A 22,808-nucleotide genomic window follows, 5' to 3' on the forward strand; every position below is an offset into this window, starting at 1 on the left:
AACATTTTGGAGATTCCTGCAATTGCATGATTTTGGACGGCTTACCACGCCGTCCAGCCCCCGTCGACCGCAATGCACTGGCCGGTGACATAGGCCGACAAATCACTCGCCAGATAGGCCACGGCGCCCTTCATATCGTCCTCACGCGCCATCCGTGCAAGCGGCGTGCGGGCCACGTAACGGCTCAGGAACGGCTCGGGCGTGGCCCGAAACACGCCGCCCGGCGCCACGGCGTTGACCCGGACCCGTGGCGCCATGGTGGTGGCGAGCCAGCGGGTCATCTGCAGCAGGCCGCCCTTGCTGGCGGCATAGGCCGCCGGGTTGCCCAGCGCGGTTCCCTCGTAGAGCCGCCAATCCGGCCCGGCGAGCCCATAGATCGAGGAGATATTGATCACGCTGCCATGCCCGGAGGCGGCCAGATCCTCGGCCGCCGCCTGCACCAGGATGAACGGCGCGGTCAGATTGACCTCAAGCGCCCGCCGCCAGGTCGTATCGGACTGCTGCGCGAACGGCACCGCCCAACCCTGCAGCCCGCTGGTGCCCACAAACGCGGCACAGTTGACGATGACGTCGATGCGGCCGAATTTCTCGCGCACCCGCCGCGGCAGGTCCTGCACGGCGGCGGCCTGCTCGAAATCGCAGGCGAAGGCCTCGGCGCTGACCGACCAGCTCTCGGTCAGTTTTGCGGCGGCCTCCGTGCCGGCGGAGGCGTCGATGTCGACCAGCGCGATGTTGGCGCCGAGTTCGGCAAGGCCGTTGGCAAGCGCCCGGCCGATATGGCCGGCGCCGCCGGTGACGAGCGCGACGCGCCCGGCGAGCGACATCATGGTGCGAAGCGAGCGCTCGGTGCTCATCCAAAGATCCTCTGAAATTCGTCGGAAGCGCGCTGCAGATCGTCGAGACGACCGACGTCGATCCAGTACTCGCGCAACGGAAACACCACCGATTGTTGGCCGCCGGCAATGGTCCGCTCGATCAAGGTCGGCATGTCGATCGCCTCGTTGCCCTGGAGATGATCGAGCACACCGGGATCCAGCAGATAGACGCCGGCATTGACGAAGAATTTCTGGGTCGGCTTCTCGCGGATGCCGACCAGGCGGTGATCGTCGAAATCGATCACGCCGAACGGGACCGTGACGGAATGCTCGCGGACACAAACGGTGGAGAACGCCTGATGCTGATGATGATATTTCAGCATCTGCTCGAAATTCACCGTGGTGAGCAGGTCGCCGTTCATGACGAAGAAGGCCTGCTTCGGACGCTCGGGAAGCAGCGACAGCGCGCCGGCGGTGCCGAGCCGCTCGGTCTCCTGCAGATAGCTGATCTCGACGCCCCAGGCCGAGCCGTCGCCGAAATAATCCTGGATCATCTCGGCCTTGTAGTTCACCGAGATGAAGAACTTGCCGAAGCCGGCCTTGATGAAGCCGCCGAGCACGGTCTCCAGGATCGGCTTGTCGCCGACCCGGATCAGCGGCTTCGGAACGTCGTCGGTCAAAGGCTTCAGCCGCGAGCCGAGGCCGCCGGCCATCAGCACCACCCAGTGATCAGACTGTTGCGCGAGTGCGAGGTCGTCGATCAGCTTGACTTCGACCACCCGGCCCTCGGGATCGACGATCGGCAGCTGGTGGATCGAATGCTTGCGCATCAGATTGAGCGCCGCCGGATTGGAGATGCCGACCGGCGCGGTGATCGGCGTGCGGTTCATCACCAGTTCGACCGAGGCATCGAGCCCGACGCCGCCGAGCAATGCGCGCCGCACGTCGCCGTCGGTGACGGTGCCGACGATCCTGCCGTCGCGCTCGACCACGGCGAGTTGCAAATGTCCCTGATCGATCCGCCGCAGCGTCTCGATCAGGGGCGTATCTTCATTGACGACAAATATTTCTTTCATAACAACCTAATCCCGGCCGCCGCCGGCGAATCCGCCGGCCTCGACATTCCTTGCGACCACAGCGCCGGCGGCAACGATCGCTCCCGCCCCGACGCTGACGCCAACCAAAATCACTGCTCCCGCGCCGATATGCGCGCCCTCGCCGACCGAGACGCCGCCGCACAGCACCGCGCCCGGGGCGATATGCGCGTGATCGCCGACCACGCCGTCATGCTCCACCACCGCGCGCGTGTTGATCAGGACGTTGCGGCCGATCCGCACCGCCGGCTGGATCACGGCGCCGGCCATCACCTGCGCACCGTCGCCGAGCACCGCATCGGATGCGATCACCGCAGAGGCGTGTGCGATCACCGGAAAGGTGTAGCCCAGCGCGGTGAAACGCTCAAACAGCGCGCGCCGTCCCGCCAATCCGGAATCCGAACGCGAGGCGCGGTTGCCGAGGCCGTTGGCCAGCGTGACCGACGCAGTGTCCATCTTCAAAATATCGTCGTCCGGCCCCGTGATCGGAATGCCGCCGATGGTCTCGCCGATCCGCGACGCGTCGCGATCGGTCACGGCCGCAGGCCGCGCGCCGCGGCTCAGCAAGGCCTCGATGACGACCTTGGCATGGCCGCCGGCGCACAGCACGATCAGGCTCATGGCTCGAGCGCCTCATTGGCCGCGTAGTCGCGCTGCGCGGTGCGGCCGAGATAGCTCCAGTATTCGATCGGCGCAATGCCGTTGCCGGGCCGCTTGACGCCGAGATTGTCCGCGGTGAAGCGCTCGCCGCTTTTGATCGGACGGATCGCAACGAGGCTGCGGCGCGCCACCGCACGGTTCGGCACCTCCTCCGGCGCCGGCACCTTGCGGCCGTCGCCGAGCGCGGCCTCGATGTCGCGGATCGAGGCGATCATCGCCGCCATCTCGTCCGGCTCGATCGAGGCGCGGTGATCGGGCCCGGGCAGGTTGCGGTCGAGCGTCATGTGCTTTTCGATCACGGTCGCTCCGAGCGCCACCGCGGCCGCCGCGATATGAATGCCGCGGCTGTGATCGGAGAAGCCGACCGCAAGCCCGAACGCATCGCGCAACGTCGCCATCGCGCGCAGATTGATCGATTGCGGATCGGCGGGATATTCGGTCGTGCAATGCAGCAGCGTGACCTTGGCGCGCAGCTCGTCCCAGGCCGCGCGGTCGAGCAGGACTTTTGCGAGATCGGCCGGTGTCGGATTGGCGCCGGCATCGCCGAGATAGCCAAAGGCGATGACGCCGAGCGCCTGCTCGACCTCGGCCAGCGTCGCCATGCCGGTCGACAAAATGATCGGCAGCTTGAAGCGTGCAAGGTGCAGCAGCAGCGGTGCGTTGGTGAGATCGCCGGAGCCGACCTTCAGCGTGCCGACGCCGATGCGGCGGACCAGATGGGTTGCGCTGTCGGCGTCGAACGGCGTCGACATATAGGTGATGCCGGCGGCGCGGCAGGCGGCGGCGATGCGCTCCTCGTCGTCGCCGTTGAGCTCGAGTGCGCGCAGCATCTCGAGCTGGGACTGCTCGCTTCCGGTCGTGGCCTGCTGATAGCTCGCCTTCGCCGCGGCGCCGGTCGCCAGCTTGTCGGCGCGGAACGATTGAAACTTGACGATGTCGGCGCCGGCCCGCGCGGCAGCCTCCACCAGCGCCAGCGCCCGCGCGGGGTCACCGTTGTGGTTTACGCCAGCCTCGGCAATGATCAGGGTTCGGCGATGCATCGGGTTTCGTCGGAGATGCGGTGGGTAACCGAAATCACCCGCCAATCAAGCGGTTGTCTTAGTCGAGTACACTGGTAAAAGCAACGCGAGCGGGCGGCTTGCAGTGTGTTCCACAGCCACCTCGCGAGGTGGATTTTTGCGCTCGTTTCCCGGGCGTAACGCATGGGGCTGTCGAGCAAATGGCTGATACGGCGCAAATCCTGTTTCTATTGGTGGGCCGCGGCGGATCCAAGGGATTGCCGGGCAAGAACCTGCGCGAGATCGGCGGCCTCAGCCTGGTCGGCTACAAGGCAAAGGCGGCGCGGCAGTCGCGCTACTGCAGTCGCCTGATCGTGTCGAGCGACAGCGAGGCGATTCGCGCCGAGGCGGTCCGCCATGGCGCCGAGATGCTGTTCGAGCGGCCGGCCGAGCTCGCGACCGATACCGCCTCCTCCAACGACGTGGTGCTGCACGCCATGGACTGGATCGAGGCCCATGAAGGCCGGCGCTATGACGCGATCATGCTGCTGGAGCCGTCGTCGCCATTCGCGCTCCCCAAGCATTTCGACGAGGCGGTCGAGCTGTTCATGGCGCGCAAGGCGAGCCTCGTGGTCGGCATGCGCGAGACCGAGGTCGCCTCGGTCTTCGTCGGCACGCTCGGCCCTGACGGCTCGATCGGCGGCATTGTCGACAAGATGCTGAAGACGCCGGCGCAGCGCCGGCAGGACCAGGCGCCGGAGGTGACGATGAACGGCGCGCTCTATTTGGTCGGCTGGGACGCCATGCGCAAGCATCGCAAGATCTACGCCGACCCGGCGGCGAGCTATGGCATCATGATGGACCGCATGCACTCGATCGAGATCGAGAGCGCCGCCGATCTCGCCTATGCCTCCTACGTCATCGAGCATGGCATGCTCGACGCCGCGCCGTGGCGGACATCGCCATGACCGCCGCCCCTCGCCGGATCGCCGTCGTCACCGGATCGCGGGCCGATTACGGATTGCTGCGGGGGATTCTGACGCGGCTCAAGGCTGCGAATGACGTCGCGCTCAGCGTGATCGCCTGCGGCATGCATCTGGTGCCGCGCTTTGGCGAAACCTGGCGGGCGATCGAAGCCGACGGTTTTCCGCTCGCGGCGAAGATCGACCTCAAGCTCGACGACGATCGCGCCGAGACCGTGGCGCGCGGCACCGGCATCGGGGTATCAGGATTCGCCGACGTGCTTGCAGAGCTCAAGGCCGACGTTCTCGTCGTGCTCGGCGACCGCTACGAGATCATGGCGGCCGCGGTCGCCGCGACGCTGCTCAACATCCCGATCGCGCATATTCATGGCGGCGAGGTCACCGCGGGCGCCTTCGATGACGCGATCCGCCATGCCATCACCAAGATGGCCTGCATCCATTTCGTCGCCGCCGAGCCGTATCGGCGCCGCGTCATCCAGATGGGCGAGAATCCGGACTTCGTCTTCAATGTCGGCGCGCCTGGCCTCGATGTCGCGACCACCGCGCCGGCGCTGACCCGCGCCGAGCTGTTTGCCCAGCTCGGCATCGGCGGGCCGGAGCGCTTCCTGCTGATCACGCTGCATCCGACCACGGCGCAGCCGGAAGCCGATGCCGTCAACATCGCCGCGCTGCTCGGCGCACTGGAAGCGGTGAACGATCGCAGCTTCATCTTCACCGGCGTCAACGCCGATCCCGGCTATCGCGCGATCGACGATGCGATCCGCAGCTTCGTGGCGGCACGGCCGGACCGCGCGCATCTGTTCACCTCGCTCGGCAGCAACCGCTACTGGGCCGCGCTGCGGCTGACCGATGCGGTGGTCGGGAACTCGTCGAGCGGCATTCTGGAAGCGCCGGCCGCCGGCGTGCCCTCGATCAACATCGGCGATCGCCAGCAGGGCCGGCTGCGCGCCGCCTCGATCATCGATTGCCCGGCGGATTCTGCGGCCATTCGCGCCGCCCTCGACAGCATCTTCGCCGGCCGCTTCAACCCCGATCCGTCCGCTGTGCCGCCCTACGGCCGTGGCGGCGCTTCGGAGCTGATCGCGGGAACCTTGCGCGGGATCGACCTGCGCCGGGCTTTCCCCAAGCATTTCCATGACTTGCCGGACACGCCGGGCGCGGCAAATCCGGCCGCATAACCTTTCGGCCCGGTTGCCTGTGCAACAGCGCAGGTTGTATAGATCGCCCCCTGGATGGGTCCATGCGCTGCGGGGGGAACGCAACATGACGAGAACCGGCCGACTGTCCGATGCGGCACTGAATGCGCCTCATCGCGGCACGCCTGCATGCGCGCCAGTCGCATGATCGGCGCATCAGGTCCGGCTTGCGGACGTATCCAAAGCGCAACGTTCACCCAAGGCGTCCTTCACGGCGCCCTGCAACGCGCCCTTCAAGGTTTCCCTGGCTAGAAGATTGGCACTGATTTCAAATGCTGTTCAATTCGCTGCAGTTTCTTCTTCTGTTTCTTCCGATCACCTGCGCCGGCTTTCTGGTCTGCCGCCGCTTCGGCAACATCCAGTGGGTGTTCATCTGGCTGTTCATCTGCTCGGCCACCTTCTACGCCGCATGGGAGCCGAGATATCTGATCCTGCTGTTCGGATCGATCGCAGGCAACTATGCCGCCGCCCTGCATATCGCTCGCCAGAAGTCGAAGCCGGTGCTCGGGGCCGCGATCGCCGCAAACCTCGCGGTGCTGGGTTATTTCAAGTACACGAACTTCATTCTTCAGACGCTCGCCTACCTCTTTCACATCGAAGTGCCGGCGGTCGCCATCGAACTACCGCTCGGCATCTCGTTCGTCTCGTTCATCCAGATCGCCTTTCTGGTCGATGTCTACCGCAACCGCACCGATGACCTCGGCCTGCCGAAATATGCCCTGTTCGTCTCCTATTTCCCGCATCTGATTGCGGGGCCGATCATTCACCACAAAGAGGTGATGTCGCAGTTCACCAATGAGCGGCTGAAGTCGATTTCCTACGCCGAGGTCGCAACCGGCGTCGCCTACATCCTGTGCGGACTGTTCAAGAAGGTGATCATCGCCGATACGATGGCGAGCTACGCCGCTCCCGGATTCCGCCTCGCCAACCAGGCGCAACCGATCAGCTTTTTCGACGGCTGGGGCGCTGCGCTAGCCTTCACCTACCAGATCTATTTCGACTTCTCGGGATACAGCGATATCGCGATTGGCCTGTCGCTGCTGTTCGGGGTCAGGCTGCCGGTCAATTTCGACTCGCCGTACAAATCCGCCAGCATCATCGATTTCTGGCGGCGCTGGCACATTACGCTGTCGCGTTTTCTCAGGGACTATCTCTACATTCCGCTCGGCGGCAACCGCGACGGCTGGGTCCGCCGATACGTCAACCTGATGATCGTGATGCTGCTCGGCGGCCTGTGGCACGGAGCGAGCTGGCTTTTCGTCGTGTGGGGAGGACTGCACGGAATCTACCTCATCATCAACCATCTGTTCCGCTATCTGAGGGAACACTTTGCCCCGACGTCGCGCATCGTTGCCGGCATCGCAGCGCTGTGCTCGCTGCTGGTTTTCCCCGCGGTGCTGCTCTCCTGGGTGTTCTTCCGCTCGGAATCGTGGATGGGCGCCAAGATCATGCTCAAGTCCATGATGGGAGGCTTCGGCGTTCTCGTTCCGGAGCAGTATCAGGCCATGCTGGGCTCGTTCGCGCCGTCCGTGATGCGGACGCTGCACATGCAAACCGGAAATCTGGTGACGTTCGGAAGCGAAACGGCGGTGCTGTGGCTGGTGCTGGTGACGCTGTTCGTATTCATCCTGCCGAATTCGCAGCAGCTACTGCTCGGAACCTACGACGACAAACCGGGTCACCCGGTTCGAAGAGGACTGGCCCGCGCACTCGCCTTCCGGCCGACCCCGATATCGGCAATCGCAGGCGCCTTCGTCGGAGTTCTCGTGCTCGCCATCATCTATCTCGGAGTGCCCAGTGAGTTCATTTACTTTCAGTTCTAAGCACTGGCTCTATCTGTTTCTCTCCATCGTCGTGACCGTCGTCGTGACGTTCGGGGTCGCATCCGAGCGGCTGCTGCGCATCTACATTACGCCGATCGACAATTATGAGTGGATCGCATCGCTGCTGGTCTCGTCCAGCCAACCCAATGCGGCGTTCGGCGATTCCCACATCGCCGCCGTCCCCGACTACAACAAGCCTGATTTCATCAACCTCGGAATCGGCGGCACCACCATCCGCAAGATGAACGACCGCGTGCGCTACTATTACCGGAACCTGCAGCCGGGTCAGGTCATCATCCAGGCCGATCCGCACTCATTCGCCGAGTATCGTCTCGAGGCGCAGGGCAGCTACGTGCCCGAGGTCTATTCCGCCTACAGGCTGAGAATCCTTGACCCAAGGCATCGCGGCTTCATGCTCGAATATTGGAAGCGGTTCCTGTTGACGGGCAATTTGCGCGGTCAACAGCAGCCCGGCTACGACCAGCTCTGGGAGAGCGTCGGCAACATCCTTATCGGCCAGCCGAAGCCGCAGGAGGCATCGACCGAGCACACCAGCGCGCCGGCCGAGACCATCGTCGAGCAGAAAACGAATTCGGCTCCTCAACCCGCATCGGGCTCGCCGTCGCACACAGCGAGCAACACGGCAAAGGTCGAGGCCGAGTCGGCAGCGGCAAGTCCGGCACCTGTCACAGCGGCAAATGCAGCACCGGCGCCAGCCGCAAGTCCTGCACCCGCGGCAGCTGCAAATAATGCACCCGTGGCAGCTGCAAATGCCGCCCCCGCGGCAGCGGCCAATGCAGCGCCGGCGGCGACGGCAAATCCAGCACCCGTGACAACGACGAATCCAGCGCCCGCGGCAACGGCAAATCCAGCGCCCGTGATAACAACGAATGCAGCATCCGCGCCGACGGCCAATGCAGCGCCCACGGCAGAGACGAATCCTGAAATGCTCGCCAAGTTCAACGCGTTCATGGATTACGAGGTCAACACCCACACGCCCGTTGCAAATTTCCGCGAGCGGGACGAGGCCCGCATCTATCGCGACTTGATTGCTTTTCTGGTCGCGCGAGGGGCCAAGGTGTGCCTGGTCAATTACCCGGTGGACACGTTCTACCGCGAACGCGCCGATCGGATCCCGGCGTTCGCCGAAACGCGCAAGTTCTATCAGGAGGTCGCCCGGGCCAACGGCATCCCCTACGTGAGTTTCTGGGATCGCTTCGACGACCCTGCGATGTATCAGAACACGGACCACGTGAACGAGAAGGGCTCGCCCATCCTCGCCCGGGAAGCGCGCGAGAAGTGCTTTGGAAAAGCCGGACCCGGATGAGCGTTGCAGCGGTCGCCTTTCCGCCACGGCCTGAATTTGCGACGGTCTGGCGTCAGCCCGGTAGCGGCCCCGCGGCCTGGAACCTCTCAAGACGCTGGCACCAATCGGATTTTCGTAAAGTATTTCATGCGCTTAATGCGGACATCGAACACGGCAAATCCCGGCGCATAATGTCTCGGGCCGGTTGCCTGTGCGACGCCGCAGGTTGTATAGATCGGGCGAACCTGGATCGTCCCGTGCACGGGCGGAGAACGCGACATGACGACAATCGACTCCCTTTCCGACGTGGCGCCGACCGCGCGTGCCGCCAATATCGGTGAGCTGCCGATCCCGCCCTATCGCGGCACCACCCTGCCCGAGATCGACTATGACGCGCATCCCGCCTATGGCGGCATGCTGCCGAAGCCGACATTGAGCGAACGGCTCTATGCGCTGAAGATCTTCGTGAAGACCTTCGCCTTCGTCACCATCCGCCGCATCGTCGATTACGAAAACATGCCGCTGCTCTCCAAGGAAGCCGGCTTCAGCGGCCTGAATTTCTCGACCGCGATGCGCTACATCGGGATGTACAGCCGCATCCGCCTCAGCCGCATGATCGGCACGCTGACCGGCGCACGGCGTCCGGCGATGCCCGCCAATCCCGCACTGCTGAACAAGATCAAGTCCGACGGCATCGTCTGCCTGACCTTGACGCCCGAGGAGATCGAGCAGATCCGCAGCGTCACCAACCCGGGATTCGCCAAGCTCGACGAGCGCCGCGCCAACATTCCGCCGGAGAAGCGCAAGTTCGACGACAATGTCTACTGGTGCACGCGCTCGGCCGATCCGGCGGCGTTCGCATCGGTCGAGAACATCTTCAAGCGCTACGGCATTATCGAGGCCGCGAGCGCCTATCTCGGCCGCCCGGTCGGCGTGAAGCACGTCAATGCGCAGATCAACGACCAGGATCTCGCGTTCTGGAAGCGGGTGTTTCCCGACACCCAGCTCGCCGATCCCTGGGGCAGCTACCTGCACATCGACGCCACCTACGGCATGCTGAAATGCGCGATCTACGTCCACGAGATCGGCCCGGACGGCGGCCCGTTCTGCTACATCCGCGGCAGCCAGAACGCGAAGATCGGCTGGTTCGAAGGCATGGTCCGCCGCACCAACGACTTCTCGGGCTTCTCCGGGCGCCGTCCCGACGCGCGCAAGAAGTTTTTTGCGCTGCCGGCGTTCCTGCGCAAGAAAGCCGATTTCGGCGGTGACCTGAGCGACAGTTCCCCCGACGTTGCGCGGCTGCGCGAGGGCCATTTCCCCGCCACCTCGAACTACGGCAATTGCGTGCTGTTCGACGGCAACGGCATGCATCGCGGCGGCATGGTCAACAAGGGCGAGCGGCGCTGCCTGTTCATCCTGCTTGCGGAGCTGTGATCGGCGTCCGCCGCTGGCGGGAGCCTGCGGCGATCAGCCGTTGGCGCCGCGCAGCTTGCTCGGCCGCTTCAGATAGCCGGCGAGCTGATCGGCGCTGAAATAGGCCGACTGGCTGCGCAGCTTGCTGTCCTTGCGCACCAGCGCGAGATCGATCTGCGCCAGCGCGCCGTCGAGCGCGCGCATGTGGCCCTCGAGCACGTCGTAGACGGCAAAGCCCGCCTCGTCGCAGAACCGCACGATATCGGCAAACACCGGGATGCCGTGGCGCATCGGCATCATCGTGGTCTCCAGGATCAGAAGATCGATCTCCGCGATGCGCGAGCCGAGCCCCTTGAGCACTTCGAGCTCGGCGCCCTGGGTATCGATCTTCAGAAAGACCGGATGCTCAAGCTTCTCCGGCAGCAGCGAATCCAGCCGCCGCATTGGGATCGGTCGCGCCTCGCCGTCGAGCGCCTTGCCCTCGACCTGGGTGAAGATGCTCGAGCCCGAGATATCGTCGTGCACATTGATGGTGACCTCGCCGTTCTCGGCGCCGGCCGCGACCAAAAAATATTCGGCGTTGAGACGCTGCTTGAGCCGCTCGAGAATCGGCCGGCATTCTTCGACCGGCTCGACCAGGAAGTAGCGGGCATGCGGAAACGCGTCGTAGATCGGCGACGTGCCGAGCGCGACCCCGACGTCGATCACCGTCTTCACGTCGAAGTCGAGCGACTTGAGATGCTTGAAGAACAGGCCGAAGTTGCGCACCGGCGCGTCGGTGCGCATCAGGCGTAGGCCGAACGGCTCCAGCACGAGGTTGACCGCCTGGAACACGGCCGAAAGTGATGCCTTCATTGAGCGAACGCCGGTTGTGCCTGAACGTTGCGACGGAAGCGGTTGGCCGTAAAATCCGCCTGCTGCAAGGGTTTGACTGCGGTTTGCAATCGATGGGTCGGTTTGGTAAATCAGCGCGGCAGACCGGTCAAGCGACCGCTTTTTCCTCGAAAATAGCCAAATTCGCATGAAAGTTTTTGTGACCGGCAGCTCCGGCTTTATCGGTACGGCACTCGCGCAGCGATTGAAGGCCGATAATTGCGAAGTCGTGGGTCTCGACAGGCGTCCGGGGCCGGCGACCGACATTGTGTGCGACATCCTCGATGCCGGGCGTTTGCAGGAGGCGGTTCAGGCCGCGGCCCCTGATGCACTCGTGCATCTCGCAGCCCGGATCGACATCGACGAGAGCGCAGACGTTTCGGACTACCCTGCTAATGTCGAGGGCGTCCGCAATGTGATCGACGCCGTTCGCCGCACCCCGTCGATCAAACGGACGATCTGGACTTCGTCGCAGCTGGTCTGTCGGGTCGACTATCTTCCCAGCAGCGACACCGACTACAATCCGGATTCGTCCTACGGCCGCAGCAAGGTTCTGACCGAGCAGATCGTTCGCGAGCAGGATGGCGGCAGCAGTGAGTGGTGTCTGGTCCGCCCGACCACGGTGTGGGGGCCGGGCATGAGCGCGCACTATCAGCGCTTTCTTCGCATGATCCAGCGCGGATATTACTTCCATGTCGGAAGCGCGCCGCTGCTCAAATCATTCAGCTATGTCGGAAACATCAGCTATCAGTACCGGCAGTTGCTGCGGGCGTCCCCGGAACAGGTGCATCGCAGGACGTTCTACCTGGCCGATTACGAACCGCTCGACCTCGTCGCCTGGGGGGATGCATTCCAGCGCGCGCTGCATGCGCGCCGGATTCCCAGAATGCCGGTGTTTCTCGCGCGGGCGCTGGCGCACTCCGGCGATGCGGCGATTGCGCTCGGCCTCAAGCAGTTTCCGCTGACCTCGCGCCGGCTGAAGAACATCCTGACCCAGTATCAGTTCGACCTGAGCGCAACGCAGGCGGTCTGCGGGCCGCTGCCGAGCAATTTCGGCGAGGGCATCGAACAGACCGTCGAATGGTTCAACAGCCTGTCGCAACCGAAGACGTAGCGCGATCGGTCACGCAGCAACCGGATCGGTGCGCTTGGCAAATCTGGGCGAGCCGTCGACGATCAGCCCGACCACAAGCATCGAAACGAGAATGAGCGCCGCATTGGCGACGCCGAGCGGCCCCTGAACCGGGCTGAGAAGGATGCTGGCAATCACGAAGATCAGCAGCAGTTGCGGCGTCAGCAGGCCCGAGCGCCTTGCACCGGTCGCGCTCCAGCCTGCAATGCCGCCCCAGATCAGGATGTAGACGATTGCACCGATCATCCCGAAATCGATGAAGGCTGCGAGCCAGGCCGTCGGAAAGAAGCCGTAGATTCCGGTCGCCTTCAGCTCCGCCTCCATGACGGACACCTGCTGGACCTGCGGGAAGAACACCCGCAGGATCGGCGACAGAATGCCGACTTCGTAGACGCCCCATTGCGGGGAAAACTTGTCGCGTGCCTGCCAGGCAATATCGATCGTGCGCACGCCATGGGTCAGATAGAAGAAGGTGCTGAGCCCGATCAGCGCAGCGCGCGGCGACAAATAGCCGGCGTTGAGCGCGGTGGTGACGTAGCCGCGCGGCTTCACGTTCCAGGCTTCCAGCATGATCGCCAGCACGGCGTCAGCCGTGTTCGTCTCCGATGTCGTCTTGGGCGCGACAGCCGCCGCCTCGGCCATCTTCTTGCTGAGGTCGGTCCCGGAGATTCCCTCACCCGGGGGCGGAGGAGCGACCGGGCCCTGTGCGGCCAGCGGCGGGAGCGGCGGACTCGGAGCCTGCTGGACCGGAGCCGCTGGCGTCTGTTGGCCGGGGCTGGGCACCCCACTTGCCTGGCGCTGCTTCTCCTCCAATTCACGGATCAAGGGTGTGAGTTGGATGCAGAAGTTCTGCCGGCTTGACCACACCCAGCTCGAATAGAGGGCAAACAGCCCGAGCGCGATCAACACCTTGAGGAGCAAATGGTGCCCGGCCGGCAACGGCCGCCGCCCCTGGCTGACGCGGATCAGCATCGTGGCGATGATCAGCAGCATGGCGAGCAGGATCGGGAAGCGCCCGGAATAGAGCACGGCGTAACCCACCGGCGAGACGATCGACAATTGCGCGAGCGCCGCCGCCCAGCCCCTGATGACCTCCCCCTTCAGCAGGAACAGGATCACGGATACGAAGCCGAACGAGAACGTGACGTAGCCGAGATACAGGATCGGCGTCCGCTTGATCTCGATGAAACTGATCAGCCCGGGGGCGCAGCGCAGCAGCTCGGAATAGCTGCTGTTGTTCACCCCGCTGAGCACGATGCGATCGAACGCCATCAGGCCGATGCCGGCAATTCCGGTCAGCGAGGTCGCGGTCACGGTGCGATTGAGCATCGACGCCGAGGGCGCCGGCATCTCATGACGGCGGGCGAAGCCCGCCTCGAACAGGACGGAGCCGCCGCGATACGCCAGCAGAAACGCCGCAAGGCAGGTACCGACGATGGCGAGCACAGCGGGCGATGGTTGTCCCGGAAAATCGATCGGTCCGACAGCGACCAGCGCGAGCGCCACGCACCAGATCAAAACGATGAGAATCGCGGGCGACGAGAGGCCGCCTGCCAGCTGAACAAATCGTTGCATACTGCCCCGTTAAAAAAATCGTACCGAAGGGGACCGCTGTGTACCAATACCGCCCGGGCCCCGCAATCCGTGTGCCCGCGCAATCTCAGGGGTAGAGCATATCGGGATCGGTGGGAAGACCGGCCGATGCGGATGCGCCATGTTCCCTGCCGTTCTCGCGCAGTTTACGCAGGGCGAAACCGGCCAGGGAGAAAAACAATGCGGCACTGGCAACGCCGCTGGCCAGCGCCGCGCCAAGGATGCCAAGCCGCGGAACCAGCACGAGATTGAGCACCGTCGACACCACCGCGGATCCCAGATTGCAAGCCAGCAGGGATCTGTCCGATCGCGCGGCATAAACCGCGTATGACGGCACGTCGGACATCATGCGCAGGAAGATTCCCGGCAACATCGCATAAAAGACCGAAAGACCGGAGGCATAGGCGGACAGTCCGAGCATCGCCAGCATCGGTCCCATGGCAACGCCGCAGAGCACGGTGGTGCCCGATGCCAGCGCTAACATGGTCCAGAAGAACGGACGCAATGCTGCGCGATAGGCCTCACCGCCCCTGTTATATCCGGCAATCACCTTGGGCAGGAATTGGTGCGAGAGCGACCCGCCGAGCGACCACAGCCCGATCAGGATCGTCGAATAGAACGTATAGATGCCGAGCGCGTCGCGCCCGACGAATTGATCGATCACGAAGCGGTCGACATAGGAAATGACCAGCGCGCCGCCTGCGGTCAGCATGAAGGGACGCGCGGTCCGCAAGCCGGTGCGGATCGCCTCCCAGTCGGGGCGATATCCGCGCAAGCTCCGCCACGGCAGGTCGGACAGCGCAAGGGCCGAAAAGCCGATCGCCGCGATGCCGCCGAGCGCCCACCAGACCAGCACGGTTTCGAGCGTGCGCGTCGAGGGCGCCGCGAACATCAGCGCCGCGATCACATAGACCCAGATGCCGCCGCGCAGGAACACCCCGACATAGGCCCGGACCGGCCGCGAGGTGATGATCAGAATTCGCGTCGCCTCGAGCGAGGCATGCTCGGTGATGAGAATGATCAGGAACCAGGGCGCCAGCCGGGCCGGAAAGCTGCCGGCCACGACCAAGCCGCCCAGGACCAGACCGACCGCAAACAGTGCCAGCGCGCCGAGCGTGAACTGGTTGGCGATGATCCTGGTCCGGCCCTCCGGGCTCGCCGGCACCATCTCGCGGTAGGTGTAGGAATAGAACTCGAGCCCGACCGCGAGCAGCGCGAACGCCAGCGCGGCGGTCAACAGGCCGTATTCCCCCATCTCCGCCGGCGACAGCATCCGCGCCAGCAGCAGCGACAGCAAGAACCGGCTTCCCAGCGTCAGCACCCTCAGAATGAGGGTCGCGACCAGGGCGGCGACTGCGGGGCGCCTCAGCAGATCAACCACACGAGATCGCATCATGCTGTTCCATCACCGCCGGTCATCGACACTGCGTGGCAGACATTGCGAGACAAGTCACGCCGCGGTTCTGCAGGACTTCAGGAATTGCGGCAGATACGCGTTCAGCGACCGCGCCAGCGGCTCGACCGACTTGCGCGCAGCCTCGTTCTCGGGATCGAAGTTGCGCCAGCCGAAATAATCGCCTTCGACGCTGACCGCCGCGAGATGCCGCATGATCTCGCGCTGCGTGTCCGCCAGATCTCCGGGCACCTGCCAGCGCGCGAGCTTTTCGGGCAGGCTCTCGATCTCGTCGACGTCGCGAATATGAAGGAAATGTTGCTCGGTGGCATAATACGGTTCGGTTGCAACGGAACACAGCCCGGCCAGCGCCGCCTGGAAGCCGATCGTACCGGTGAAGGTGACCGACACCGCGCATTTGCCGATCAGGAGATTGGCCGGAACGTCATAAGGAACCAGCGTGACATAGGGCAGCTTCGCCAGCCGCTGGAACAACTCGCGCTGGCGGAAGCCGAACTGCAGCGGATGGTCCTTGACGAAGATGCGATAGCCGGCGCCGCCCAGCACCTCGCAATAGCGCACCACCACGTCGTCATGCGCCAGCATGCGCTGCGAGGTCAGCCAGTAATCCATCGAGGCTTCCGGGAACAGCTGCAGGCCGAGGAACACGCGCTTCTCGCGCGGCAGTTCGGCGAGGCGCTTGTCCCAGTCATGGTCGAGCAGCGGCAGCACCGCGACGTCGCCGGGGCGCACCTTGTGCTTCAGCCGCTTCAGCGCATCGAGGTAGTGGCAGTTGTAGCGGTCGCGCTTCACGAAGCGCCAGAGGTTGAAATAGGCGCCGCGCAGCGCGTAGTAGCCGAACACGCGCCAGAATTTTCCGAGCGAGAAGCGCTTGGCGTCGCGCACATAGGCCGGCGCGAAGTCGCCCTTGCAGAGCAGCTCGACCGCCGAATCGACCGCGGCGCTCGACGGCTCGTGCAACCGGACCGGCCGGCCGCGGCGCATCAGCATGACCTGGTCGGGAATGATCGAAGTGGTCATCTCGAGGAAGTCGATGCCGCGCCGGTTCGCGATCCGCGCCATCACGTCCATGACATAGCGGTCGATGGTGAAGGTCATGACCAGCTCGGGCGCGAGCTTGTCGAACGCGCGCTCGATCGCCTGGGTCATGCCGCCGATCATCCGCAGCGCCTGGCCGCGGTCGATGCTTCTGAGCACGCGGCAGCGCAGGATGATGTCGGCGCAGCCGTCCTCGCCGAACCGGGCGATCGCGGCCTTGTCGGCATCGCCCTTGTCGATGAAGCGATAGAAATCGTCGACCAGCGAATAATCGCCGTCGTCGCGCAGATCGCTCAGCACGGTGACGTCGGCAAACTCCAGCCGCGAGCCCAGATATTTCCACCAGGCCGTCGTGCTGTGAATGGTGAAGAAGACGATGCGGGACATCAGCGCTGGTTCGCGTTCGTCCGACCGGCTTCGGCAAGGAACGGACTGCTCGGCAGGTTGATGCAGCGCGCAGACATGTCCTCCGCCACGGCGAGCGGCGCACGCGGGCAATCCCGGTACATCGGCAGCATGTGCATCGGCGTCCACAACGGCCGGGCGCGAATGCCGTGGCCATGCAGCGCCGCCAGCAACCGGTCGCGCTCGGCGGCATAGTCGCGATCGAGCACCAGCGTGTTCAGCCAGTAATTGCTCTGCGCGCCCTTTGGCTCGCGATAGATCTTCGCCCACGGAAAGGCGCTGAAGGCCTGCAGATAGCGCTCGGCCAGCTCCCGCTTGGCGGCGACCATCCCCTCCAGCCGTTCCATCTGGGCGCAGCCGAGCGCGGCATTGATGTTGGGCAGGCGGTAATTGTAGGCCACCTCGTCGTGCTCGAACGCCCAGGCGTGCGACTTCTTCGCGGTCGAGGTGAAGTGCCGCGCGTGGCGGGCGTGATCGTCGTCGTCGGTCAGGATCATGCCGCCGCCGCCGGTGGTGACGATCTTGTTGCCGTTGAAGCTGAGCACGGATGAATGGCCGAAGGTGCCGCAGCCCTGCCCGTTCCAGGTCGAGCCGAGCGACTCGGTGGCGTCCTCGACGACCACGAGGCCGTATTTCGCCGCCACCGCGCCGAGCGCGGCCATGTCGACCGGATGGCCGAAGATGTGGACCGGCACCACCGCGCGTAGCCGCCGGCCGGTCTGCCGGTTCACCCAGCCGCCGTCGCGCTGCACGGCGATCGCCTCGAGATGCTTGTCGAGCGCGACCGGATCGATCCCGAGCGTATCCCAGGTCGAATCGACGAAATGCGGGACGGCGCCGGCGTGGCTCACGGCATTCGCGGTCGCGACGAAGGTGATCGCAGGCAGCAGCACCTCGTCATTCGGCTTGACGCCTTCGAGCAGCAGCGCCGCATGCAGCGCGGCCGTGCCGTTGACGATCGCCACCGCGTGGCGGGCGCCGGCCACTTTCGCGACCATCTGCTCGAACCGGGTCACGTATTGCCCGGCCGACGACACCCAGTTGGTATCGATGCAATCGAGCACCAGCTCGCGCTCGCGCGCGCCGAAGCGCGGCTCATGCAGTTCGACCGGACGCGGCTGCGCGCCGAGCACGGCATCGACCGCGGCGAGCACGGGCTGCAGGTCGACTGCGGCGGAATTGATATCGCTGGCTTGGGCGGACAAAGCAGTCATGAAAAATCACAAAGTGTATGCATTGGCGCGATAGCGGGACAGGTTCTCCTGCTTGGTGAACCAGGCGATGGTCTGCTCGAGGCCCTTGCGCAGCCCGTCGACGCCACCAAAGCGCGGCGACCAGCCGAGCAGCTTTTGCGCCTTGGCGTTGCTGGCCCACAGCCGCTCCACCTCGCTGCGGTCGGGACGGACGCGGACGTCGTCCTGCTCGATCTCGATCTCGACCCCCATCAGCTCGGCGATCAGCTGCGCGGTGTCGCCGATCGAGATCTCGAACCCGCTGCCGATATTGACGACCTCCCCGATGCCGGCCCGCTTCTCCAGCGCGGCGAGGAAGCCGCCGACGGTGTCGCCGACATAGTTGAAGTCGCGGGTCGGGTGAACGCTGCCGAGCTTGATGCGGCGGCGGCCGGCCGCGATCTGGGTGATGATGGTCGGGATCACCGCGCGGGTGGACTGCCGCGGTCCGTAGGTGTTGAACGGCCGCACCACCGTCACCGGCGTGCCGAACGACTTCTCGAACGACAGCGCGATCTGGTCGGCCCCGATCTTGGTCGCCGAATACGGCGATTGCCCCTGCAGCGGATGCTCCTCGGTGATCGGGACGAACTGCGCGGTGCCGTAGACCTCGCTGGTCGAGGTGTGCACGACATGGCCGACGTCGAGATCACGCGCCGCCTGCAGCACGTTCAGCGTGCCGCGGATGTTCGTATCGAGATACGTATCCGGCGAATGGTAAGAATAGGGGATGGCGATCAGCGCGGCGAGGTGCAGCACCGCATCGCAGCCCTTCATCGCGGTGCGCAGCCCGTTCGGGTCGCAGACGTTGCCGGCAAACACGTCGATCTTGTCGAGCACGTCGGCGGGCAGCGTATCCAGCCAGCCATACGACCCCATGCTGTTGTAGTGCACGAAGGCGCGCACGCCGAACTGTCGGCGCACCAGTTCCTCGGCAAGATGCGAGCCGATGAATCCACCTGCGCCCGTCAGCAATACCTTTTGCAAGCCCCAAATCTCCCAAAATGCCGGCACCCTCCGGCAACACGGCCGCTTCTAGCCACTCCGGCGGCTGGAAACCAGATGGAAAGTGCCGAAAGGCCGGCGAAACTGCCGCCATTTGATATTAAGCCATTGAATTTACTATAACAATCAAGCAACCGCGACGCGGACCTGATTTGCGCGGATTGCCCGTGGGCCGGCCCGCCGGCAAAGCAACCGACGCACGCTCGATCCGCGCGAATCCCGATGACAAAACCGGCCAGTCCAGGGGTCGAACGCGCATGCGCACGTGCGCGATGGGCTCATGGAACAGCACTCGCCGGGGAACACGCGGTGCCCGCGTCGGACGCGGCGCCTGCGCAGAGTTGTCCGGGCGTTTCGAATGGGGTATCGGACGGACTGCTACTGCCAAGCTGTGCTGGAGAATACCAAGTGGGTGGGATCGGTCGCGGCCTGATGCCGGAGAGCTACAGGCTGCCGCTCCTGGTCTTCATTCATGTCGTGGTGACCTGCGTCTCGCTCGGCTGCGTCGCGCAGCTCTATCCCGAGTACCATATCTTTTTCCGGCCGAGCGACCTGCCTTCGACCATCGCGGTCGTCGCGCTGTTCTCGACGGTTGCGATCCTGTTCGTTTACGCCGAGTTCAGCTTCGGCTACTTCGTCGGCTTCTACCTGTTCACGATGATCCTGGGCTATCTCTGGCTCAATCAGTTCTCGGACTTCATCTACAATCATTCGTTGACCAGATTGTCCGCGGCGGCATCGGCCATCGCGTTCCTGTTGCCGGCGCTGCTCATTCGATCGCCGCTGCCGCAATTCTGGACCCTGTCGCCGAGGGCGCTCGACCGCCTGATCGACGTCATCCTGGTGTTCGGCGCCGCGGTGGTGTCGATCGGCGCGTTCTACGACTTCCAGCTGGTGTCGATCGAACGCATCTACGACTACCGCGAATCGCTGCGGGCGCCGCGAGGGCTCAACTACCTGATGGCGATGGCGAGCGGCGCCTTGCTGCCGTTCGCCTTTGCCTGCTGCATCGAGCTGAAGAAGAAATGGCGCGCCCTGACGGCGCTGCTGATCCTTTTGGCGTTCTATCCGGTGACGGTGAGCAAGATCTCGCTGCTCACGTCGGCCTGGCTGATCGTGATGACGGTGCTGTCGAGGATTTTCGAACTCAGGATTGCCGTCGTCGTCTCCCTGCTCGTGCCGGTGACGCTCGGGATCTTCCTGTTCACGCTGTTCCAGTTCAACTGGATCCCCTATTCGACGGGCATCCCGTATTTCGGCCTGGTCAATTTCCGGATGGTCGCGATCCCGTCGCTGGCGATGGACTACTACAACGAGTTCTTCTCCAAGAATCCGCTGACCTACTACTGTCAGATCGGGGTGCTGAAGTCGGTGATGTCCTGCCCGTACAACGAGCAGCTCTCCGCGATCATCTACAAGGCATTCGGGATCGGCGGATACTTCAACGCCTCGCTGTTCGCGACCGAGGGAATTGCGTCGATCGGACCGGTGCTGGCGCCGGTCTCGGCATTCGTCTGCGGACTGGTGGTCGCACTGGGGAACCGGGCCTCGGCCAATCTGCCGCCGCGCTTTGTCCTGATCTCCGGGGCCGTGCTGGTGCAGCTGATCGTCAACGTTCCCTTCACCACCGTGTTGCTGACCCACGGCGCGGTCCTGCTGTTCCTGCTCTGGTACATCGCGCCGTTCCGCGTCGAACGCAGGCCGGCGCAGCGTCAACCCGCCGCCGGTTTGCCGGCATCCCCCTGAACGGCCTGGCGCATGGTGGCGGCAAAGCTCGCCGCGAAAGCGCTGACACTGTCGTCGTGACCCGGGATGATGCTGCGCACCACGAGCCCGCTGGCCTGCTGTGACGCCTGCATCAGGTGGTCGGCGAGCGCTGCCGGATCATCGACGCCGACATAGCGCGCGCGACCAGCGGTCTGCTCCCGGTGCACGTCGATGTCGGACAGGATCATCGGAACGCCGAACGATTTCGCTTCCTCCACGGTCGTGCTCCACCCCTCGAAACGCGACGGGTTGACCAGCGCGGTCGCGGCCCGCAGCAGCGCATAGACGTGGGACAGCGGAATGGTGCCGACGTGCCGGAAGTTCGCCGCGAGGCCGCGCTCCTTGAGCTGCGCACTGACGCGCTCGTAGTAGCCCGGCTCGCGCGGGTCGTCGGTGCTGCCGGACGCGCACACCACCACATCGGCGCCGCGTTGCTTCAGGATCGCCAGGGCGTCGACCACCAGCTGGTGGTTCTTGTGGCGGTAGAACTGATTGGGCAGATAGAAATAGCTTTGCGGCAGGCCGTAGGTGGCGATGACCTCGGCCGGATCCGTGTTCAGCAGCGCAGCCGGCGGCTGGGTCGCGAAGCGAACCACGCAGACCTTGTTTCTGGCGCGCGGATAGCAAGCCTTGAAATCACGCAGCGCGCTTTCGCTGCTGAGCATGATGGTCCGGCTCGAACCGATCTGCATGCGAAAGCCGAACTCGCGGCGCCAGCGCGCAGCCCTCGGAAACAGATGCGGCAGGGAGCGATGCTGCAGGTCGGGGATCCAGGCCACCGCCGGGATCGGCAGCCGCCAGCCGAAGAAGCGCGCCGACTCGACCACCGCATCGATGCCGGCCGCGCGAAACGACGCCGCGGCGCGTTGGGCGAGGCCGAGCGCGATCGCCGCCGGCAATTCCGGCTGCCCGTCGAATGCCTCTGCGCGCACGATCTCGACGTCCGGGATCGCGGCAAGGTCGGCCAGTTCGCTCTCGTCGCTCTGCTTGCCGGCAAACACGACCGGGGCGAACTCGCCGGGCCGGAACCGGGCCAGTGCCGCGAACAGGTTGCGCTGATAATTGTACCCGCCGGCCCATTGCCGACGCGAGATGGAGTTGAACGCGATACGCATCGGGGAAGACACTGTCATGCGGCCTGCTGCCTGAACCACGCCACGTAGTCGGCAAGACCACGGTCGAGCGGAATCCGCCAGTCGAACCCGATGCGGCGCAGGCTGGCATCGTCGGCCAGCAGGCTCACGGGATCGCCGGGCCGGGCAATCCCGGAATAGCGCACGAGGGTGCTGCCGCCCCACTGCCGCACCAGGCCGGCGGCGATATCGGCAACGCTGGTGCCGCGGCCCGAGCCGCCGTTGATGACGCGGAACGCGTCCTGCGGCGACGGTTCGGCGACATCAGCCAGCAGCCTCGCGACATCGCGCACGTCGGTCCAGTCGCGGATCTCGGCGCCGGTGCCGCCGAGATCGAGCGACGGCTGCCCGGCGTTCAGCCGCGAGCAGATGTCCCAGAGCAGTTGCTTGCGCAGATTGGGGCCGTAGACCGAGAACAGCCGCACCACCGTGCAGTTGATGCCGTAGGAGCGCGCATAGCTGGCGCACAACTGCTCCATCATCAGCTTGTGCTGGCCGTAGGGCGACATCGGGGTCGGTGCGGCGCTCTCGGGGATCGGACCGGGGTGATCGGCGCCGTAGACCGCCGCGCTCGACGCCGCGATGACCGAACAGTTGGGCGCCGCGCCGCGCAGCCATTCGAGCAGCCGGGCAGTGCTGGTCACGGTGCGCGAGAAATCCTCGAACGGCCGCTCGATCGAGACCCCGACCGACGATCCGCCGGCCAGATGATAGATTTGCGCCGGCAATCCATGCGCCGCCGCAAGCGCGTTCAGATTGGCAGCATCGATCTCGCCGTTTATCCAGCTCTGCAGGCCGAGCCGGCGAGCCTCCGCCGCATCGAGCGCGCCATGGCCGACGCCATGCACCGCGCGGCCCGCCGCCGCCAACGCATGGACGAGATGGCGGCCGATGAACCCATTCGCGCCGGTGACCCAGACCGTCATGC

At 64.8% G+C, this 22,808-nt stretch carries 19 protein-coding genes; 7 read left to right on the forward strand and 12 right to left on the reverse strand.

Annotation, left to right across the window (positions count from 1 at the left end):
- Window positions 1-41 precede the first annotated feature (41 nt).
- The 4 genes from XH93_RS29065 to neuB are packed head-to-tail and all read right to left on the reverse strand — an operon-like array spanning window position 42 to window position 3,609.
- Window positions 42-854, reverse strand: coding sequence for an SDR family oxidoreductase (locus XH93_RS29065; RefSeq protein WP_139863258.1), 813 nt, complete (start codon window positions 852-854; stop codon window positions 42-44).
- The gene (locus tag XH93_RS29070; RefSeq protein ID WP_194470111.1) at window positions 851-1,891 is read right to left on the reverse strand and encodes a nucleotidyltransferase family protein; all 1,041 of its coding nucleotides are present in this window, start codon (window positions 1,889-1,891) and stop codon (window positions 851-853) included. The genes XH93_RS29065 and XH93_RS29070 overlap by 4 nt, the downstream gene beginning before the upstream one ends.
- Before the next feature lie 6 nt (window positions 1,892-1,897).
- Window positions 1,898-2,530, reverse strand: a complete 633-nt coding sequence (locus XH93_RS29075; protein WP_194470112.1) for a NeuD/PglB/VioB family sugar acetyltransferase — start codon at window positions 2,528-2,530, stop codon at window positions 1,898-1,900.
- Window positions 2,527-3,609 (reverse strand): N-acetylneuraminate synthase, encoded by a 1,083-nt coding sequence (gene neuB, locus XH93_RS29080; protein ID WP_194470113.1) that lies wholly within the window; start codon window positions 3,607-3,609, stop codon window positions 2,527-2,529. Before neuB ends, XH93_RS29075 begins: the two co-directional genes overlap by 4 nt.
- Window positions 3,610-3,788: 179 nt before the next feature.
- Between neuB and XH93_RS29085 the strand changes: the two genes are divergently transcribed.
- The 5 genes from XH93_RS29085 (at window position 3,789) to XH93_RS29105 (ending at window position 10,309) form a co-directional block, all read left to right on the forward strand.
- Window positions 3,789-4,535, forward strand: coding sequence for an acylneuraminate cytidylyltransferase family protein (locus tag XH93_RS29085; RefSeq protein ID WP_194470114.1), 747 nt, complete (start codon window positions 3,789-3,791; stop codon window positions 4,533-4,535).
- Window positions 4,532-5,728: a UDP-N-acetylglucosamine 2-epimerase gene (neuC, locus tag XH93_RS29090; RefSeq protein WP_194470115.1), complete on the forward strand. Its 1,197-nt coding sequence runs from the start codon at window positions 4,532-4,534 to the stop codon at window positions 5,726-5,728. The genes XH93_RS29085 and neuC overlap by 4 nt, the downstream gene beginning before the upstream one ends.
- Before the next feature lie 290 nt (window positions 5,729-6,018).
- The gene (locus tag XH93_RS29095; RefSeq protein ID WP_194470116.1) at window positions 6,019-7,569 is read left to right on the forward strand and encodes an MBOAT family protein; all 1,551 of its coding nucleotides are present in this window, start codon (window positions 6,019-6,021) and stop codon (window positions 7,567-7,569) included.
- Complete coding sequence (locus XH93_RS29100; protein WP_194470117.1) at window positions 7,544-8,896, forward strand: hypothetical protein; 1,353 nt, start codon at window positions 7,544-7,546, stop codon at window positions 8,894-8,896. Before XH93_RS29095 ends, XH93_RS29100 begins: the two co-directional genes overlap by 26 nt.
- A 258-nt stretch (window positions 8,897-9,154) precedes the next feature.
- Window positions 9,155-10,309: a hypothetical protein gene (locus tag XH93_RS29105; protein ID WP_194470118.1), complete on the forward strand. Its 1,155-nt coding sequence runs from the start codon at window positions 9,155-9,157 to the stop codon at window positions 10,307-10,309.
- 33 nt (window positions 10,310-10,342) lie between these two features.
- Here XH93_RS29105 and XH93_RS29110 read toward each other — a convergent pair whose 3' ends face one another.
- Window positions 10,343-11,143 (reverse strand): FkbM family methyltransferase, encoded by an 801-nt coding sequence (locus XH93_RS29110; protein ID WP_194470119.1) that lies wholly within the window; start codon window positions 11,141-11,143, stop codon window positions 10,343-10,345.
- A gap of 166 nt (window positions 11,144-11,309) precedes the next feature.
- On the opposite strand from XH93_RS29110, the gene XH93_RS29115 reads away from it, so the two are divergent.
- Window positions 11,310-12,275, forward strand: coding sequence for an NAD(P)-dependent oxidoreductase (locus XH93_RS29115; RefSeq protein ID WP_194470120.1), 966 nt, complete (start codon window positions 11,310-11,312; stop codon window positions 12,273-12,275).
- 9 nt (window positions 12,276-12,284) lie between these two features.
- On the opposite strand, the gene XH93_RS29120 is transcribed toward XH93_RS29115, so the two are convergent.
- From XH93_RS29120 to XH93_RS29140, 5 genes are all read right to left on the reverse strand, one after another.
- Window positions 12,285-13,868: a hypothetical protein gene (locus XH93_RS29120; RefSeq protein WP_194470121.1), complete on the reverse strand. Its 1,584-nt coding sequence runs from the start codon at window positions 13,866-13,868 to the stop codon at window positions 12,285-12,287.
- An 85-nt stretch (window positions 13,869-13,953) separates the two neighbouring features.
- Entirely contained in the window at window positions 13,954-15,279 is a 1,326-nt protein-coding gene (locus tag XH93_RS29125; RefSeq protein ID WP_210340405.1) for a lipopolysaccharide biosynthesis protein, read from the reverse strand.
- A gap of 57 nt (window positions 15,280-15,336) precedes the next feature.
- Window positions 15,337-16,725 (reverse strand): hypothetical protein, encoded by a 1,389-nt coding sequence (locus XH93_RS29130; protein ID WP_194470123.1) that lies wholly within the window; start codon window positions 16,723-16,725, stop codon window positions 15,337-15,339.
- Complete coding sequence (locus tag XH93_RS29135; RefSeq protein WP_194470124.1) at window positions 16,725-17,957, reverse strand: LegC family aminotransferase; 1,233 nt, start codon at window positions 17,955-17,957, stop codon at window positions 16,725-16,727. The genes XH93_RS29130 and XH93_RS29135 overlap by 1 nt, the downstream gene beginning before the upstream one ends.
- Before the next feature lie 6 nt (window positions 17,958-17,963).
- On the reverse strand, window positions 17,964-18,962 hold the full coding sequence (locus tag XH93_RS29140) for an NAD-dependent 4,6-dehydratase LegB (protein ID WP_139485087.1): 999 nt from the start codon (window positions 18,960-18,962) through the stop codon (window positions 17,964-17,966).
- A 426-nt stretch (window positions 18,963-19,388) separates the two neighbouring features.
- Between XH93_RS29140 and XH93_RS29145 the strand changes: the two genes are divergently transcribed.
- Window positions 19,389-20,726, forward strand: coding sequence for a hypothetical protein (locus XH93_RS29145; protein WP_194470125.1), 1,338 nt, complete (start codon window positions 19,389-19,391; stop codon window positions 20,724-20,726).
- Here the strand turns inward: XH93_RS29145 and XH93_RS29150 are convergent.
- Window positions 20,693-21,880, reverse strand: coding sequence for a glycosyltransferase family 1 protein (locus XH93_RS29150; RefSeq protein WP_194470126.1), 1,188 nt, complete (start codon window positions 21,878-21,880; stop codon window positions 20,693-20,695). The genes XH93_RS29145 and XH93_RS29150 overlap by 34 nt on opposite strands.
- Window positions 21,877-22,806, reverse strand: a complete 930-nt coding sequence (locus XH93_RS29155; RefSeq protein ID WP_194470127.1) for an NAD(P)-dependent oxidoreductase — start codon at window positions 22,804-22,806, stop codon at window positions 21,877-21,879. The genes XH93_RS29150 and XH93_RS29155 overlap by 4 nt, the downstream gene beginning before the upstream one ends.
- Window positions 22,807-22,808: the final 2 nt, after the last annotated feature.

Source organism: Bradyrhizobium sp. CCBAU 51753 (assembly GCF_015291565.1).
Classification (GTDB): Bacteria; Pseudomonadota; Alphaproteobacteria; order Rhizobiales; family Xanthobacteraceae; genus Bradyrhizobium; species Bradyrhizobium ivorense.